The sequence below is a fragment of the Lactobacillus sp. UMNPBX12 genome, from assembly GCF_002553955.1.
Taxonomy (GTDB): Bacteria; Bacillota; Bacilli; order Lactobacillales; family Lactobacillaceae; genus Lactobacillus; species Lactobacillus crispatus.
In genome coordinates this window covers 1-17,055 of the sequence record NZ_PCYY01000023.1, presented here as the reverse complement: position 1 = coordinate 17,055, position 17,055 = coordinate 1, and the positions used below count along the sequence as shown (strand labels likewise).

Sequence of the window (17,055 nt, the reverse complement as noted above, 5' to 3'; positions counted from 1 at the left end):
TTTTTTGTATTATAATGATGTCATTGTGTGAGGTGAAAATAATGATTAAAGGAGTAGGAATTGACTCGATTGAAGTTGAACGAGTTAAGAAGATCGTGGACAAGGGGGATGCTTTTGCCAAAAAAGTATTAACTCCCAAAGAATTTGATCAATATCAAAAAATGGCAGGCAAACGTAAAGTTGAATACCTAGGCGGACGCTTTTCATTAAAGGAATCTTTTTCTAAAGCAATGAGAACGGGTCTGGGAAAGTATATTGGTTTTCAAGATGTCGAAACTTTATGGGATGATTTAGGTCATCCCGTTATGACTTCAACTAAGTTTGATGGAAATATTTTCCCAAGTATCACACATGATAATCATGAAATTATTACATTTGTAGTTTTGGAGGAAAAATAAAAATATGGTTCCAGGCTATCACCGTCCAGCCGTTGTAAAGGTAAATTTGGGCGCAATTAGAAGAAATATAAAAAACGAAATGAAACATCTTGCAACAGGGCAAAAGATGTTAGCTGTAGTTAAGGCCAATGCTTATGGTCATGGTGCAGTTGAGGTGGCTAAAATTGCGATTGAGGAAGGTGCAGCAGGCCTTTGTGTAGCTATTTTAGATGAGGCCTTGCAATTGCGTCATGCTGACATTGTTAAGCCAATTTTAGTTTTGGGAGTAGTTTCTCCAGAATACGCTCCAATTGCGGCCGCAAACAATGTTTCATTAACGATTCCTAACCTTGAATGGCTAAAGGAAGCAGAAAAGTACCTTGAAAAAGAGCAGTTACAGTTGAAAGTTCATATTGGAGTAGATTCAGGCATGGGTCGGATCGGCTTTAACGAAGATGAGGATTTTATTGCTGCTAATAAATTCTTACAAAATAACGATAATTTCTACGTAGAGGGTATGTTCGCACACTTTGCTTCCGCAGACAGTGCCGATGATACTTACTTTAAGCATCAGGTAGAAAAATTTGCTCATATGAGAAGTTTGTTGACAGTTAAGCCTAAGTGGATTCATGTAGACAATACCGCTGCCAGCATCTTTAACAAGGATGTGCCTAGTGATTGTGTTCGTTTTGGAATTGGCATTTATGGTTTGAACCCATCCTCTAATCCTGATAGTCCTGACTTGAAGTCATCAATTTCGCTTGAACCAGCATTATCATTTGAGAGTGAACTAACTCATGTAAAAACTATTCATGAAGGTGACGGAGTAGGATATGGTTCTACCTTTGTAGCTGATCAAGATACAATTATTGGAACTGTGCCTGTTGGCTATGCTGATGGCTTTATTAGAAAGTTTCAAGGCTTTAAAGTTAAAGTTGGAGACGAATACTGTCCAATTGTCGGCCGAATTTGTATGGATCAATTTATGGTCAAAATGCCAAAGAAAATGCCGTTAGGAACTAAGGTAGTCATCATTTCCAATGATCCAACAGCGCCAAATAATATTAAGGCCGCCGCAGATTATGTTGATACTATTCACTATGAAGTAGCATGTTTGTTAAACGATCGTTTACCTCGTGTTTACTATGAAAAATAAGTTTGGCAATAAAAAAATGCTTCTAGAACAAAAATCTAGAAGCATTTTTTGGTAGATCAGTTTTTTAATCCTTAACAGGGTGTTCAATAAAGACACCTGGATTTTCATCACTCATAATAGTCATGCCGGCTTGCAAATCTTCGATTTCAGAAACTACGAAACCTTTTCTTTGTAACTTATCAACAATCGTTCTCATGGTAATATCTGAGACACCAGCGGGGAGAGTAAAGAGTGTTCTTCTAACAAAATTACCTTCGAGTTCGCCAGCAGCTGCATCAAGCGTCATTACACTAGACATGTTAGTGTGCTTAGACACAATCTTGGACATCTTGATCAAGTTACCACGTGTATTGTCAGATAAAACGGTCAAAACGTATGAACCATTTTTAACATCCCACGCATCTGACAACATATCAAGCATTCTTGAGTGAGTAAGAATACCATAAAAATGATTATCTTCATCAAGGACAGCAATATAAGGTAAGTCCTTAATGTTGAAAAATACCTTGAAGAATGGTGAATTGACCTTAATTGTCTTAGTGGCATTCTTAAGTAAGTAAGTTACTGGTAGATTCATATCGCCACCTTGTGACTTATGACGGTAGATATGCATCTTATAAATGTTACCACGGAAAATAGTACCAGTATCGTCAACGATTGGCACACATCTGTAGCCTGAATCTTCTAAAACTTTTAAAGCTTCTGCTAATGTGGCTTTTTCATTAACTGTTGTTAAATAATCTTTTTTAATAACTAAAGATTTAATAAGCATGAGTTCGCCTCCGAAAGTGAGAAATATTTCAAGTAATTATAGCATAGTTGATGAGTTAATTAAATATTAATTAAAGTTTATCTGAAGTAACAACTATATTTTAACAATAGTTAGACAAATAAAAAAGCATCTCTAAAAAAAGAGATGCCTTTAGATGAAACAAGTTTTAGATTATTGACGAACCTTAACGCCAGTTTCCTTAAATGCCTTGTCCATAACCTTCTTCAATTGATCTGCAGAAGCAGTCATCAATTCTTGTTCCTTGTCACTTAATGGCATTTCAATGATTTGTTCAAGACCCTTACGGCCAACAACTGCAGGAGTACCAATGTGAATGTCATGTAAGCCATATTGACCGTCCATAGGAACTGAAAGTGGAAGTACACGGTGTTCATCGTTCAAGATAGCCTTAGCGATCATTGCTGAAGCAGTACCGATTCCGTAGAAAGTAGCACCCTTCTTGTTAATGATGTCGTAAGCCATGTCAGCAACTTCCTTGTGGATGTCTTCAAGCTTAGATTCATCCATACCGTGAGCCTTAACCCAGTCACTAACCTTTACGCCACCAACATTGTTGTAGCTCCATGCTGGGAATTCAGTATCACCGTGTTCACCAAGCATGTAAGCATTAACTGAACGTGGGTCAACATGTTCCATTTCACCGATAACCTTTTGAAGACGACCAGTATCAAGTGAAGTACCTGAACCGATAACACGATCCTTAGGGAAACCTGACATCTTCCAAGTTGCGTGAGTTAAAATGTCAACTGGGTTAGCAACAACTAAGAAGATACCTTCAAAGCCTGATTCAACAACTGGTTCAACGATTGATGATAAAATCTTCAAGTTCTTGTTAACAAGGTCAAGACGAGTTTCGCCTGGCTTTTGTGGAGCACCAGCAGTGATAACTACTAAGTCTGCATCCTTACAGTCAGGGTAGTCAGCTGCATAGATATTCTTTGGTGAAGTCCAAGGGGTAGCATCAGCTAAGTCAATTGCGTCACCTTCAACGTGTTCCTTAGCGATATCAATAATACCCAATTCTTCGGCGATACCTTGTTGTACCATTGAGAATGCGAAGGTTGAACCTACAGCACCATCACCAACAAGAATAACTTTACGAGGTCTTTCATCTCTTGGCATAAATAAAAATCTCCTTTTTTATTAGTGATATTTTTAACAAAATGAATTATACCATGATAGCAAGCATTAATAAAATTATTATTTCCTAATTGTGCTATTATATGTAAGATTGTGTGCATAGTGAGGAGTAAAAATAATGAAGATAATTGCAGGTTTAGGTAATCCAGGACAAAAATATGATAAAACAAAGCATAATACTGGTTTCATGACAATGGATCATTATTTGAATGAAAAGGGTTTGTCACTGGATAAAGATAAATTTGAAGGTCATTGGACTAAGCAAAAAATAAATGGTGAAGATGTAATTTTGCTTGAGCCGCAAACCTTTATGAATGAATCAGGTCGTTCAGTTAGTCAAGTGGCTAACTTCTTTAAGGTTGATCCAGCAGATGTGCTAATTATTCAAGATGATATGGATATGCCAATTGGTAAAATTAGAATTAGAGCTAATGGCAAATCTGGTGGACATAATGGAATTAAAAGCATCATTCGAGATTTAGGGACGGAAAAGTTTAATCGTTTGAAGATTGGTATTCGTCATCCGAAAAATACAACGGTTGTTTCATGGGTTTTGACACCATTTAATGATGAACAACAAAAATTGATGGATGATGCATTTGCGACAAGTGTAGATATTATTGACGACTTTATCAGCGGACATGGTAGTCAATATTTAATGAATAAATATAATTAAAATGCGTTTAACAGAGATTTTAGATAAAGATCAAGATTTAAATAATTTTATTTCAAAAACAAAACAAGTAAAAAATTCACTAATCACTGGCGCTAATGCCGGTGCTTTTAGTCTATTGCTAAAACAGATAACAACTAAATTAGCAGCTCCACTTATTTTAATTGAAGAAAACGAAAGTAAAGCACAAAACTTATATGGTGAACTCAGTGCCATTATGGCAGATGAAACTGTGCAAATTTTTCCAGTAGATGCTACAATTGCAACGCAAACGGCAGTTAGTTCGCCTGATGAACTGAGCAGCCGAATTCAGGCACTTAATTTTTTGTTAAGTGGTAAGGCAGGAATAGTGGTAACAACGCCGCAGGGGCTGCAATACAAACTGACCAATCCAACTGATTTTGCGCAGGCAAAGCGGAGTTTTGAGCCAGGTCAAGAATATGAACTAAAAGAACTCAATGAATGGTTGCTTGCTTCAGGGTATCAGCGTGATTCTTTGGTAGCACGGCCAGGCGAATTCGCCATCCGTGGTGATATTTTAGATGTTTATCCACTAGATCGAGAAAATCCCGTGCGAATCGAATTCTTTGGTGACGAAATAGATACAATTAAGGAATTCGATTTAGCTAGTCAACGGAGTCAAAAAGAGTTAGACAAAGTAGAAGTTGCAGCAGCTCAAGATCGAGTTTTTACTAAGGATGCAATTGCGGCAGCGGCTAAGAAAATTGAACAAGATATGGCCAATGCACCAGCTCCAGCTAAAGCTGTCAAGGACCACTTTGCGGCAGTTCTTGATGAATTAAACGATGGCGGTTTACCTAAAAACTATGCTTTCTTAATTGACTATTTGCTTGAAATTTCTAGTAGTTTACTCGAATATTTGCCTAAAAATGGGCAGATTTTATTTGACGATTTGCCTTTAATTAATCAAGCGGTTGAAACAGTTGATAAGCAAAACGCTGCTTTTATTAATGATGAACTAAAAACTGGTGCAATGTTGCCAGGGCAAAGCTTGCGGTCAGATTATACAAAGATTCTGAGCAAAGATAAGCACCATCGTATTTATTTCTCATTGTTTCAACGAAGCATGGGACGACTGCGCTTAGGCCAGATGCTCAATTGGTCAACACGTGAGCCAGAACAATTCTTTAGTCAAATGCCGCTGATTAAGTCAGAATTAGAATCTTATCAAAAGGCGGGGCAAACCGTCATTTTACAGGCTGATAATGAAAAAAGAGCACAGCAAATTGATCAAACAATGGTTGATTTTGGCTTAAATTTACCAATTGTTGGTGCAGACGAAATTGTTGAACAACGGACACAAATTGTAGTTGATGGCTTTGTTAGTGGCTTTAGTTTACCAACAGTTAAATTGGTATATCTAACGGAGCGTGAACTATTTAATAAGCGCCCACAACGTAAAAAAAGAATTAAGACACTGGAGAATGCCCAGCGTTTGCGCAATTATACTGAACTGAAGCCAGGGGATTATGTTGTTCATGTTAACCACGGGATTGGTCGGTTTGAAGGAATCAAGACTTTAGAAAATAATGGTACCAAGCGTGACTATATTACGATTACCTACCAGCATGGTGATCAGCTTTTTGTACCAGCAGATCAATTAAGCTTAGTACAAAAATACGTTGGTTCAGAAGGTAAGACACCACATATTAATAAGCTAGGTGGTAGTGAGTGGGCTAAAACCAAGCGTAAGGTTCAATCTAAAGTTGAAGACATTGCGGATGATTTGATTGAACTTTATGCCAAACGTGAATCAGAAAAAGGCTTTGCTTTTTCACCTGATGATGATCTACAAAAACAATTTGAAGATGCCTTTCCTTATCCAGAAACACCTGATCAATTGCGATCGGTTAAAGAAATTAAGCAAGATATGGAAAGCTCGAAGCCAATGGACCGACTTTTAGTAGGGGATGTTGGTTTTGGAAAAACTGAGGTAGCCTTACGAGCAGCTTTTAAGGCAATTCAGGATAATAAACAAGTAGCCTTTTTAGTACCCACCACTATTTTGGCGCAACAACACTATGAGACGATTCAAGATCGCTTCAAAGATTTCCCAGTCAATACTGCTATGCTATCTCGTTTTCAAACGCCAGTTGAATCAAAGGAAATTATTGAAGGGCTAAAAAATGGCAAGGTAGATTTGGTTGTTGGGACTCACCGTATTTTGTCTCAAGATGTAAAATTCAAGAATCTAGGATTGTTAATTGTTGACGAGGAGCAGCGGTTTGGCGTTAAGCACAAGGAAAAGTTAAAGCAGTTGAAGGCAAATATTGATGTTTTGACATTAACAGCTACGCCAATACCGCGAACGCTTCATATGTCAATGGTAGGTGTGCGTGATCTCTCAGTAATGGAAACGCCACCTCAAAACAGATACCCTATTCAAACTTATGTGATGGAACAAATTCCTAGTGTAGTAAGGGATGCATGCTTGCGTGAAATGCAACGTGATGGACAGGTCTTTTATTTACATAATCGGATTAGTGATATCGATGAAACTGTCGAAAAACTGCAGGAATTGATGCCACAGGCGCGAATTGCAGCTGCCCATGGTCGAATGAGTCAGAATCAGTTGGAAGATATTCTTTATCGCTTCCTGAATCGCGAGTTTGATATCTTGGTTACGACTACGATTATTGAAACAGGAATTGATATGCCCAATGTCAATACAATGATCATTGAAGATGCTGACCACTATGGTCTAAGTCAGTTGTATCAATTGCGGGGTAGAATTGGCCGTAGTGCTCGTTTGGCTTATGCTTACTTCTTGTATAAGCCAAATAAAGTTTTAACTGAGGTTGGTGAAAAACGGCTTGATGCGATCCGTGACTTCACTGAACTGGGTTCTGGTTTCAAAATAGCAATGCGTGACTTATCAATTCGTGGTGCTGGAAATATGCTGGGTGCACAACAGCATGGCTTTATTGATAGCGTTGGTTATGATTTGTACTCACAAATGCTGGCTGATGCAATTCAAGACCGTAAGGGGAAGACAACAGTCAAAAAGTCAAACGCAGAAATCGACCTTGGACTTGAGGCTTATATTCCAGATTCGTATATCGGTGATCAAGAAGAAAAAATTGAATTTTACAAAAAGATTAAAGCCGTCTCAAGTCAGGAAGAATTAGGTAAAATTGAAGATGAATTAATCGATCGTTTTGGTGACTATCCAACGGCCGTCGAGAATTTATTAGCTGTTGCCGGTCTAAAGGTTGATGCTGACATGGCTCAAGTGCTCAATGTGGTTAAAACTGACGATAAGATTAAAGTGGAATTTACGAACGCAGCTTCACGCGAACTTGAGGGACCTAATATTTTTAAGGCATTGGAGCATGTAAGCTTAAAGGCTCGCATTAGTATGAATCAAGAAAAAAGAATGGTTGTCTTACTATTGTTGCCGGATAAAATGAAGAATCGTGTTTTATTCAATGAACTGGCAACCTTTTTACAGGCAGCAAGCGACATTGTACAAAGGTAACTGTAGGAGAAAAATATGAGGATTGATAAATTTTTAAAAGTTTCACGATTAGTTAAGAGAAGAACCGTAGCTAAAGAAATGGCTGATCAAGGTAGAATCAAAGTCAATGGTCGAGTTGTAAAATCAAGCTACGATGTAAAAATTGATGATATTATTGAAGTAGGTTACGGCGCCAAAACCATCAAGGCTAAGGTGTTAAATATTCGCGAGACCACGAAAAAAGCAGAAGCAAGTGAACTGTACGAGCTAGTTGATTAATGACTTTTGATTAAATCGTTGTTATACTTGACTTAGTATAGTTATTTAGTAATTAGGGGATTAAACAATGAATCATGGTCCACGTATATATAATTCGTTGAGTCCAGAAGAGCAGAGGGCGCGTCTTAGACGTAAACAGGCTAAACTAGAGAAAGAAACACACCGCAAGCGGTTGAACGTAATTATGGCAGTTTTTGCTATCATTTTCGTTGCTTTAGGTGTACAGATTGCAATCAAGATTTCTCAAACTGGACAACTGAATAATCAAGTACAAGCTGAAAAACAGACTTTAACTAAAGTAAAAAATAAGAGAAATGACTTAGAAACTGAAAAGCAGGATTTGAAGGATCCAAATTATGTTGCTAAGCTGATTCGTTATAAATTCTATTATTCTAAATCAAATGAGAAGATTTATAACGTGCATGAAAGAAATGATGATAACTAATGGAAAAGTATCAAGCTGGTAATCGGGTGACTGGTGTAATTAATAACATTACTGACTTGGGCATCTTTGTTACTTTACCTAATCGGCATTCTGGTTTGGTTCATCATAGTGACTTTGGCAATAATTGGCTACGCGAACGTCGTCGTTATCATGTTGGCGATGAAGTGCGCGTGGTTGTGGTGCACATCCATAAAGGGAGATTTAATTTATCGATCACTCGAGTGAATGATCCGGAATTAGTTGACCATGATAATCAATTTTCTAAGACAAAGCCAGCTGATTTTGATCAAGTCCTGAATCAAACAACGCGGGATGCTAAAGAAGAAATTGAAAAGCTAAAGCAAGTATTAACTGAGAATTAAGGGATGGTCCGAAAGGGCCATTTTTTGTTAGAAAAATAATGAAAATTAATGATTTTTTTGAACAACATCAGATTGACTTAAAGGATAAAAGACTATTAGTAGCCGCAAGTGCGGGACCGGATTCCATGGCTTTACTAGATATGCTAGTTAATTTGCAAAAACAACTAAGTTTTACTGTTTTTGCGGCACATTTTGATCATCAATTGCGTGCGGATAGCTCATATGAAGTAGAAGTTTTGCAAAATTATTGTGCTCAAAAGAAGATTTGCCTGTTTAATGGCAAGTGGGATAAACATGATCAGCCCCAAACGGGAATTGAGGCAGCGGCGCGAGAGGCACGATATCATTTTTTGACTAATGTTGCTCATAGCGAGCGAATGAACTATTTATTAACTGCGCATCATGGTGATGATTTGCTAGAAAATATTTTGCTCAAATTTATTCGCTCGGGAAATCCTGAAGAGATGAATAGTTTGCAAGATATCGGCTCTATGCATGGCGTTGTTTTGCTTAGACCACTATTAGCCTATAGTAAGCAAGAATTACTCGAATATGATCAAGAGCGTGAAATTGACTATGTAATAGATTCAACTAATACGGAGGATGAGACTGTTCGAAATCGACTGCGTCATCATGTGGTGCCATTATTAAAAGAGGAGAATCCTAATTTAATTAGTAATGCACTGCGTTTTAGTGAAAAAATGAGTCAATTGACGGATTTGGCGGATGAGCAGTTGAATAGTATGAGAACGGTTGAGCCATTTTTGGGTGCTTGGCGAATTAAAACGGACAACTTAAATGATTTATCTACAGAAGAAAAAAATATTTTTTGGCAAAAGATAATCTGGCAAAAATATCATCGCCGGGTAAATGAAAATTTGGGCAATTTTGAGGTGATTGATTATCAAGGTTATAGTTATTTAGTTGAAAATAAGCCACAGAAAATTGTGCAGCCATTTAGTATCGAACTGAATCAGCAATTTGAATTCAACGGAGCTTATTATTTACTAACTACTGATAGGCAAGCTGATTTGAAAGAAATAGGAAGCTTTTGGCTGGAAAGGGATGCACATTTTACTGCGGGAAGTCTAGTACCTGCTAGCAAATTATTGTTGAAAAATGGTCAACGAGTTAAGGCGAAAAAGAAATTTGCAGAAAAGGCAATTCCCTTTGCCTTGCGCTCTTGCTGCATTACAATTTATGCTGAAAATGAACCTGTTTTTGTAGAAAAATGTTATCAAAAACAGGACTTTATCACAGATGGTAAACATTATTTCCTATACATTTATTAAGAAGTCTTCAAAATAGGTGAAAATGTTAGTGGTTGCAAGCCAATTTGTGATAGAATTTTAAACGTATAACTTAAAGACTTTGCGGAGGTTTTTTATGAAGAATAACCGGAATCGGCTGCTTTCAAACGGCCTTTTCTATATAGTTGTGTTCCTTCTGCTCCTATGGGGAATCAACTGGGCACTCGGCGGCTCTAACAATAGTGGTAGCTCAGAGAATATCAGTTACTCACAATTTGTTAAAGATTTGCGTCAAGGCAAAGTTAAAAACTTTAGTGTTCAACCTGCTAATGGTGTTTACACTGTTTCAGGTAGTTACAAGACTGCACAAACAACAAAGAATCAATCAAATAATAGTTTTGATTTCTTTAGTAATAATTCAAGTAGAAAAGTTTCGCGCTTCTCTACTACCATGTTACAGAATGATTCTACCGTTTCTAACGTGCAAAACTTGGCACAAAAAAGTAATGCTCGGATGACAACTCAAGGAGAATCACAATCTGGCAATTGGATTTCGACCATTGTCATGCTTGTGCCAACCGTTTTGTTTATCGTCATGCTTTGGATGATGATGAACCAAGGTGGCGCTGGACGTGGTGGTGGCGGCGGAATAATGAATTTCGGTCGTTCACACGTCAAGCCAGAAGATCCTTCTAAGAATAAGGTTCGTTTCTCTGACGTAGCCGGTGAAGAAGAAGAAAAACAAGAATTAGTCGAAGTAGTTGAATTTTTGAAAGATCCATCTAAGTACACTAAGTTGGGTGCAAGAATCCCATCTGGTGTTTTACTTGAGGGTCCTCCTGGTACTGGTAAGACTTTGCTTGCTCGTGCTGTAGCTGGTGAAGCTAACGTGCCATTTTATTCAATCTCAGGTTCAGACTTCGTTGAAATGTTTGTCGGTGTTGGTGCTAGTCGTGTACGTGACCTGTTTAACAATGCCAAGAAAAATGCACCAAGTATTATCTTTATCGATGAAATTGATGCCATTGGTCGTCGTCGTGGCAATGGCACCGGCGGTGGTAATGATGAACGTGAACAGACTTTGAACCAATTATTGGTTGAAATGGATGGTTTTGAAGGCGATGAAGGTGTTATTGTCATTGCTGCTACTAACCGTTCAGACGTCTTAGACCCAGCTTTGCTTCGTCCTGGTCGTTTTGACCGTAAGGTATTGGTAGGTCGTCCTGACGTTCGTGGTCGTGAAGCTATTTTAAAGGTTCACGCTAAGAACAAGCCGCTTGCACCTGATGTTGATTTGAAGGAAGTTGCCCGTCAAACTCCTGGCTTTGTAGGTGCAGATTTGGCTAACGTCTTGAATGAAGCCGCATTAGTTGCTGCTCGTCGTAATGGTACTGAGATTACTGCATCAGATATTGATGAAGCCGAAGACCGTGTGATTGCCGGTCCAGCTAAGAAGGATCGTTTGATTTCTGAAAAAGAAAGAAGACGTGTTGCTTTCCACGAAGCTGGTCACTCAATCTGTGGTTTGGTCTTAAGCGACTCACGTACTGTACGTAAAGTTACTATCGTACCTCGTGGCCGTGCTGGTGGTTATAACATCATGTTGCCTAAAGATGATCAATTCATTTTGACTAAAAAGCAATTATTTGAACAAATTGTTGGTTTGATGGGTGGTCGTGCAGGTGAAGAAGCAACCATTGGTGATAAGTCAACTGGTGCTTCTAACGACTTTGAACAAGCTACTCAAATTGCGCATAGCATGGTAGTTAACTATGGTATGACCGAATCCTTAGGTATGGTTGAGCTTGAAAAGGAAGGCGAAAGCAATCCTTACGGCTTTAAGCCATATAGTGAAGCAACTTCAGCTAAAATTGATGAAGCTGTAAAGAAGATTTTGGATGAAGCTCATGCTAAGGCCCTTGAGATCGTTAAGGACAACAAAGAAAAGCATAGAATCATTGCCGAAGCTTTGCTCAAGTATGAAACCTTGAATGAAAAGCAAATTATGGCCTTGTATAAGACCGGTAAAATGCCTGAAAAAGACGAAGATGAATATCCGAGTGAATCAAAGGCTTCAACTTATGAAGAAGCTAAGGCTGCTGCAGAGAAGCGCGAAGTTGAAAAGGCAGAAAAAAAGGATTCAGATCAAGCATTGGCTGATCAAGAAAAAGATACCTTGGAGACTCCATCTGAAAAAAATCATGAAGTTGAAGAAAATAATCCTGAGAATCCCGAAAAGGATCAATCAGAAAATGAAACTTCAACTCAAGATACTTCTGCAGATGATGAGCATAAAGACAATTAAATAAAAGTAGGGCCTGTCACAGGCTCTATTTTTTTAGAAAAGAAGGATAAAAATGAGTGATTATTTAGTAAAGTCAATTGATAAGACTAAAAACTTACGCTTGTTAACCATTACCGCTAAGGGTGTAGTGAGTGAAGCACAAAAGCGGCATGACTTGTGGTCAGCTTCAGCTGCTGTGCTTGGTCGTACTTTAGTAGGATCTCTTTTACTTGCTGGTGCAGAATTGACAGATAAGGAAGAATTGACAGTCCGTTTATTAGGCAATGGCCCTGTTGGTCCAACCATCGTGACAGCTACCTCCGATTTGAAGGTAAAGGGTTATGTTAAGAATCCACATATTGCTTTACCACCTAAGAAAAATGGTCATATTGATGTGAAAAAGGCTGTTGGACAAGGATGGTTTGAAGTAACTAAGGACCTTGGCTTGAAGGAACCATACACAGGTCAGGTACCAATTGTTTCTGGTGAAATTGCTGAAGATTTTGCTTACTATTTGACTAAGTCAGAACAAATTCCGTCAGCTGTTGGTTTGTCAGTATTTGTTAATCCAAATAATTCAATCGGTGAAGCTGGTGGCTTTATGTTGCAAGCACTTCCTGGTGCTAGTGATGCTTTGATCGATAAAACGATTAAGCGAATTGATGCATTGCCAGCACTCTCAACTTCATTTTTGGATGGAATGACGCCAGAAGACTTAGCACGTAAAATCTTAGGAACCGATTGTAAGATTCTTGAAAAAGATGATGTAGCCTTTAACTGTGATTGTTCTAAAGAAAAGTATGCTGGTATTTTGGAAACTTTGAAGAGCGATCAATTGGAAGCAATGATTAATGAAGATCATGGTGCCGAACTTACTTGCAATTTCTGCGGTAACAAGTATCATTATTCAGAAGATGAATTGAAAGATATTTTAGCTAAAAAGAACAAAGATAAAGATTATTAAGGCAAATAAAGCCCTAAGGTTTTAACCAGCGGGGCTTTTTTGATATCATAATAGGGTAATTTTGAAAGGATGATTTGGTGAATAACAGCTGGAAAATTCGCGATATCACCATTCCAAACCGAGTTGTTGTTGCGCCGATGGCGGGAGTTTCAAACTCTGCATTCCGCGTTGTCTGTAAGGAATTCGGAGCGGGGCTGGTTGTCTGCGAAATGATTTCTGATCATGGGATCATTTATGGAAATAAAAAGACATTAAGTATGATGGATGTTGATCCGCGTGAACACCCAATGAGCATTCAAATCTTTGGCGGAAGCGAGGAAACTTTGCTTCAAGCTGCTCAATATATTGATCAACATACCGATGCGGATATTATTGATATTAATATGGGTTGTCCTGTACCTAAAGTAACAAAGACTGATGCAGGTTCGAAGTGGTTGCTTGATTCAAACAAGATTTATCAAATGGTTCATGCAGTGGTCCAAAATGTGCAAAAGCCAGTTTCTGTTAAAATGAGAACAGGCTGGGATAAAAAGCATGTTTTTGCAGTTGAAAATGCCTTGGCCGCTCAAGAAGCAGGAGCAAGCATGATTGCAATGCATGGTCGAACCCGTAAGCAAATGTATCAAGGTGAAGCTGACTGGGAAATATTGCATGATGTAGCGCAAGTTTTAGATGTACCTTTTTTAGCTAATGGCGATATTAGAACGCCAGAATTAGCTAAAAAAGCACTAGATGAGATTGGCTGTACGGCAGTAATGGTTGGTCGCGCTGCTTTAGGTAACCCGTGGATTCTGAAGGATATGGTTCACTATCTTGAAACTGGTGAAAAATTACAACCGCAAACTGTTCGCGAGAAGGTTGAAACGGCCAAACACCAGTTACATGCACTCGTTAAGATTCACGGTGAAAAGCGTGCTGTACCAGAATTTCGACAACAAGCTGCATACTATTTAAAGGGAATTCCCCGTTCGGCCCGTACTCGTGCTAAAATAAATGAGGTCTGGACGCGTCAAGAAGTATATGACTTGCTCGATAATTTTGTTGATGAATATGAAAAAAGAGAAGAAGCTCGTGCTGCACGACGCGCGGTAATGAACAAATAATGGAGGAAAGATAAATTGGCAAAGAATGAAATGAACGACCAATTAATAGTCCGTCGCCAAAAGATGGAAGAATTACGTGAAAACGGAATTGAACCATTTGGCCGAAGAAAATTTGATCGTCAAGATTTGGCAAGTACTTTGGAAGAAAAGTATGGCAATGAAGATAAGGAAGAATTAAACGCTGATATGCCTAAGACCAAGATTGCAGGTCGTATGCTTGCAAAACGTGGTAAGGGTAAGGTTGGTTTTGCTGATCTTTATGACCGTACTGGTAAGATTCAAATTTATGTACGTAAGGATATTGTTGGCGAAGATAACTACAAGATCTTTAAGAAATCTGATATTGGTGATTTCTTAGGTATTGAGGGTGAAGTTATGAAGACTGATACTGGAGAGCTTACTATTAGAGCCCTTCACGTAACTTTCTTATCAAAGGCTCTTCGTCCATTACCAGATAAGTACCATGGTTTAAAGGACGTTGAGGCAATTTATCGTCAACGTTACCTTGATTTGATTACCAACCATGATAGTTACATGCGTTTTGTTCACCGTACCCAAATTATCCAAGCTATTCGTGACTACTTAAATGGTCAAAACTTCTTGGAGGTTGAAACTCCAGTACTTCACAACATTCCTGGTGGTGCTGAAGCTCGTCCATTTATTACTCACCATAACGCCTTAGATATCAATCTTTACATGAGAATTGCTTTGGAACTTCCACTTAAGCGTTTGATTGTTGGTGATATGGAACGTGTTTACGAAATCGGCCGTGTATTCAGAAACGAAGGTTTGGACACTCACCACAACCCAGAATTTACTGAACTTGAAAGTTACGCAGCATACTGGGACTACCATGATGTTATGGATGAAGCTGAAGGTATTATTCGTGCTGCAGCTAAGGTTGTTTCAGATGACGGTAAGATCACTTACCAAGGTACTAACATTGACTTAGGCAAGCCATTCCGTCGCGTTCACATGGTTGACTTGATCAAGGAAAAGACTGGCGTTGACTTCTGGAAGCCAATGACTCTTGAAGAAGCAACTAAGATTGCGGAAGACCACGACATCCACGTTGAAAAGTTCTGGAAAGTTGGTCACATTATTAACGCCTTCTTTGAAAAGTACTGTGAAGAAACTATTGTTGACCCAACCTTCGTTTACGGTCACCCAGTAGAAATCTCACCACTTGCTAAGAAGAATGCTGACGATCCACGCTTTACTGACCGTTTCGAAATTTACATCATGGGTGAAGAATACGGTAACGCCTTCTCAGAATTGAACGATCCTGACGACCAACGTGAACGTTTCGAAGCTCAAATGGAAGAACGTGAAGCAGGTAACGACGAAGCTGACATGATCGATGAAGATTACCTTCGTGCTATGGAATACGGTATGCCACCTACAGGTGGTTTGGGTATCGGTATTGACCGTTTGGTAATGCTTTTGACTGATGCTCCAGCTATTCGTGATGTTCTTTTGTTCCCAACAATGCGTCCAGAACGTGTTGAAAGCGTAGAAGCTGAAGTTAAGGCTGATATGGAAAAGAAGAATAAAGAAAACAAGTAATATCAAATTTTGATATAAAAATAAATCTCATATCTGTGTTTTGAAACATGGGTATGAGATTTTTTGTTTATTCAAGGACTATTGACATAAAGGTGCTTTGGCTATAAACTGCAAATGATTTTATTTTTGGAGGGATAGATTTATGAAATTAAAAAAGATTGGATCTCTGTTTTTAGCGTTATTCTTTTTTAGTTTAGTGGCTATAGGATTAACTACTAATCAAGCAGTTAAAGCAGATGATGATGAAGATTATCATGCTTCATCTGAACAATTGATAAATAAATTTTTTAATGAGCGTGAATTGTTAAAAAACGGAGCTCGTGCAGAAATTTTAGATGAGTCACAACCTGGGACTTGGTATGAACATACATTTATTATTTACAATGATCAATATCATGATTTTGATCATATGCCTTACGGTACTTATACAATTGCAAATGAAATGTATGTAAAGAATTGGAAAAAGCCAAGTGACCAAAACCAAAGATTGACTTTCTATTCGACTATTAATAATCCTAGAACGGATGCGGCAATTCGAGATAATATTCAAGGCTCCGTTGACATTCCGGCTGGTAAAGACAGCGGATATAGTTTCTGGGTTATTAAGGTTCGTTGTGATAAAGATGGATTAAAAGTTTTATCTCACAAAGATTATGATCACGATCCAGCTTCACCATATTCAGTAAAGCAAGTTAAGAATATTTTCTTAAAGAATTTAACTTTAAAGTCAGCTAAAAAGTCTGCTTTTGTAGGTAATAAACCTAAATTTAAATTTAGCAATATTTCTTTTGTTAACCCTAATATTATTAATGAAGGACGTGGTACTAATTGGAATCGTTCAATGCTTTCACATAAGGGCAAGCTTCCAGTTCACGATTATGATTTTAAAGCACATGTAAGAGTCAATAATTTTAAGCCAAGTAAAAGGAACAGAAATTATGATCTAGTAGACAAAGATGGCGATACCATCGCTGAAATTCATGTGCCTAAGAATTCTAAGAGCGGTACCGGTAATATTAAGTTGGACTTAGAGCTGACCTTTGATAGTTACTATTTTGAAGCTAAGTAATTCAACTTTTTCTCAAAAAGTATTTGCAAAGTAGGTAATCTTTGATATAATACTTTTTGTATTGCGGAAGTAGTTCAGTGGTAGAACATCACCTTGCCATGGTGGGGGTCGCGGGT

The 17,055-nt window shown here is 38.2% G+C and carries 15 protein-coding genes; 13 read left to right on the top strand and 2 right to left on the bottom strand.

Translation table 11 applies throughout. The annotated features are described in order from the left end of the window. The first annotated feature begins 41 nt into the window (after positions 1-41). Positions 42-398: a holo-ACP synthase gene (gene acpS / locus CP363_RS08635; RefSeq protein ID WP_005721641.1), complete on the top strand. Its 357-nt coding sequence runs from the start codon at positions 42-44 to the stop codon at positions 396-398. A gap of 4 nt (positions 399-402) precedes the next feature. After that, the gene (gene alr / locus CP363_RS08630; protein WP_005721640.1) at positions 403-1,533 is read left to right on the top strand and encodes an alanine racemase; all 1,131 of its coding nucleotides are present in this window, start codon (positions 403-405) and stop codon (positions 1,531-1,533) included. Between the two features lie 64 nt (positions 1,534-1,597). On the opposite strand, the gene cbpA is transcribed toward alr, so the two are convergent. Then, positions 1,598-2,305 carry a cyclic di-AMP binding protein CbpA gene (cbpA, locus tag CP363_RS08625; RefSeq protein WP_005721098.1) on the bottom strand — a complete coding sequence of 236 codons (708 nt, stop codon included), beginning with the start codon at positions 2,303-2,305 and terminating at the stop codon, positions 1,598-1,600. A 171-nt stretch (positions 2,306-2,476) separates the two neighbouring features. After that, on the bottom strand, positions 2,477-3,448 hold the full coding sequence (locus CP363_RS08620) for an L-lactate dehydrogenase (protein ID WP_089146127.1): 972 nt from the start codon (positions 3,446-3,448) through the stop codon (positions 2,477-2,479). Between the two features lie 136 nt (positions 3,449-3,584). Between CP363_RS08620 and pth the strand changes: the two genes are divergently transcribed. The 11 genes from pth to CP363_RS08565 all read left to right on the top strand — a co-directional run bounded on the left by pth (position 3,585) and on the right by CP363_RS08565 (position 16,939). Beyond that, entirely contained in the window at positions 3,585-4,142 is a 558-nt protein-coding gene (gene pth, locus CP363_RS08615) for an aminoacyl-tRNA hydrolase (protein ID WP_023488504.1), read from the top strand. Position 4,143: 1 nt separating this feature from the next. Then, a complete protein-coding gene (gene mfd, locus CP363_RS08610; RefSeq protein WP_098036142.1) occupies positions 4,144-7,638 on the top strand; it encodes a transcription-repair coupling factor in 3,495 nt (1,164 codons plus the stop codon). Between the two features lie 15 nt (positions 7,639-7,653). Beyond that, positions 7,654-7,896, top strand: coding sequence for an RNA-binding S4 domain-containing protein (locus CP363_RS08605; protein ID WP_005721105.1), 243 nt, complete (start codon positions 7,654-7,656; stop codon positions 7,894-7,896). 67 nt (positions 7,897-7,963) lie between these two features. Next, positions 7,964-8,341, top strand: coding sequence for a septum formation initiator family protein (locus tag CP363_RS08600; protein ID WP_098036141.1), 378 nt, complete (start codon positions 7,964-7,966; stop codon positions 8,339-8,341). Next, positions 8,341-8,703, top strand: coding sequence for a S1 RNA-binding domain-containing protein (locus tag CP363_RS08595; protein ID WP_005724146.1), 363 nt, complete (start codon positions 8,341-8,343; stop codon positions 8,701-8,703). Before CP363_RS08600 ends, CP363_RS08595 begins: the two co-directional genes overlap by 1 nt. A gap of 38 nt (positions 8,704-8,741) precedes the next feature. Beyond that, positions 8,742-9,995, top strand: a complete 1,254-nt coding sequence (gene tilS / locus CP363_RS08590; protein ID WP_005721110.1) for a tRNA lysidine(34) synthetase TilS — start codon at positions 8,742-8,744, stop codon at positions 9,993-9,995. A gap of 94 nt (positions 9,996-10,089) precedes the next feature. Further along, positions 10,090-12,258, top strand: coding sequence for an ATP-dependent zinc metalloprotease FtsH (ftsH, locus tag CP363_RS08585; protein ID WP_098036140.1), 2,169 nt, complete (start codon positions 10,090-10,092; stop codon positions 12,256-12,258). A gap of 52 nt (positions 12,259-12,310) precedes the next feature. Next, positions 12,311-13,201 (top strand): Hsp33 family molecular chaperone HslO, encoded by an 891-nt coding sequence (gene hslO, locus CP363_RS08580; protein WP_054832657.1) that lies wholly within the window; start codon positions 12,311-12,313, stop codon positions 13,199-13,201. A 77-nt stretch (positions 13,202-13,278) separates the two neighbouring features. Then, a complete protein-coding gene (gene dusB, locus CP363_RS08575; RefSeq protein WP_198995786.1) occupies positions 13,279-14,304 on the top strand; it encodes a tRNA dihydrouridine synthase DusB in 1,026 nt (341 codons plus the stop codon). Positions 14,305-14,319: 15 nt separating this feature from the next. Beyond that, complete coding sequence (gene lysS / locus CP363_RS08570) at positions 14,320-15,870, top strand: lysine--tRNA ligase (RefSeq protein ID WP_068812784.1); 1,551 nt, start codon at positions 14,320-14,322, stop codon at positions 15,868-15,870. 142 nt (positions 15,871-16,012) lie between these two features. Next, positions 16,013-16,939 (top strand): hypothetical protein, encoded by a 927-nt coding sequence (locus tag CP363_RS08565; RefSeq protein ID WP_089145583.1) that lies wholly within the window; start codon positions 16,013-16,015, stop codon positions 16,937-16,939. Positions 16,940-17,055: the final 116 nt, after the last annotated feature.

What these genes read in the sequence shown, in the direction of transcription:
- CP363_RS08595 (WP_005724146.1), top strand. Translation starts at nt 8,341, where the DNA reads ATGGAAAAGTATCAAGCTGGTAATCGGGTGACTGGTGTAATTAATAAC.
- alr (WP_005721640.1), top strand. Translation starts at nt 403, where the DNA reads ATGGTTCCAGGCTATCACCGTCCAGCCGTTGTAAAGGTAAATTTGGGC.
- ftsH (WP_098036140.1), top strand. Translation starts at nt 10,090, where the DNA reads ATGAAGAATAACCGGAATCGGCTGCTTTCAAACGGCCTTTTCTATATA.
- CP363_RS08605 (WP_005721105.1), top strand. Translation starts at nt 7,654, where the DNA reads ATGAGGATTGATAAATTTTTAAAAGTTTCACGATTAGTTAAGAGAAGA.
- pth (WP_023488504.1), top strand. Translation starts at nt 3,585, where the DNA reads ATGAAGATAATTGCAGGTTTAGGTAATCCAGGACAAAAATATGATAAA.
- tilS (WP_005721110.1), top strand. Translation starts at nt 8,742, where the DNA reads ATGAAAATTAATGATTTTTTTGAACAACATCAGATTGACTTAAAGGAT.
- mfd (WP_098036142.1), top strand. Translation starts at nt 4,144, where the DNA reads ATGCGTTTAACAGAGATTTTAGATAAAGATCAAGATTTAAATAATTTT.
- CP363_RS08600 (WP_098036141.1), top strand. Translation starts at nt 7,964, where the DNA reads ATGAATCATGGTCCACGTATATATAATTCGTTGAGTCCAGAAGAGCAG.
- hslO (WP_054832657.1), top strand. Translation starts at nt 12,311, where the DNA reads ATGAGTGATTATTTAGTAAAGTCAATTGATAAGACTAAAAACTTACGC.
- cbpA (WP_005721098.1), bottom strand. Translation starts at nt 2,305, where the DNA reads ATGCTTATTAAATCTTTAGTTATTAAAAAAGATTATTTAACAACAGTT.
- acpS (WP_005721641.1), top strand. Translation starts at nt 42, where the DNA reads ATGATTAAAGGAGTAGGAATTGACTCGATTGAAGTTGAACGAGTTAAG.
- CP363_RS08620 (WP_089146127.1), bottom strand. Translation starts at nt 3,448, where the DNA reads ATGCCAAGAGATGAAAGACCTCGTAAAGTTATTCTTGTTGGTGATGGT.
- CP363_RS08565 (WP_089145583.1), top strand. Translation starts at nt 16,013, where the DNA reads ATGAAATTAAAAAAGATTGGATCTCTGTTTTTAGCGTTATTCTTTTTT.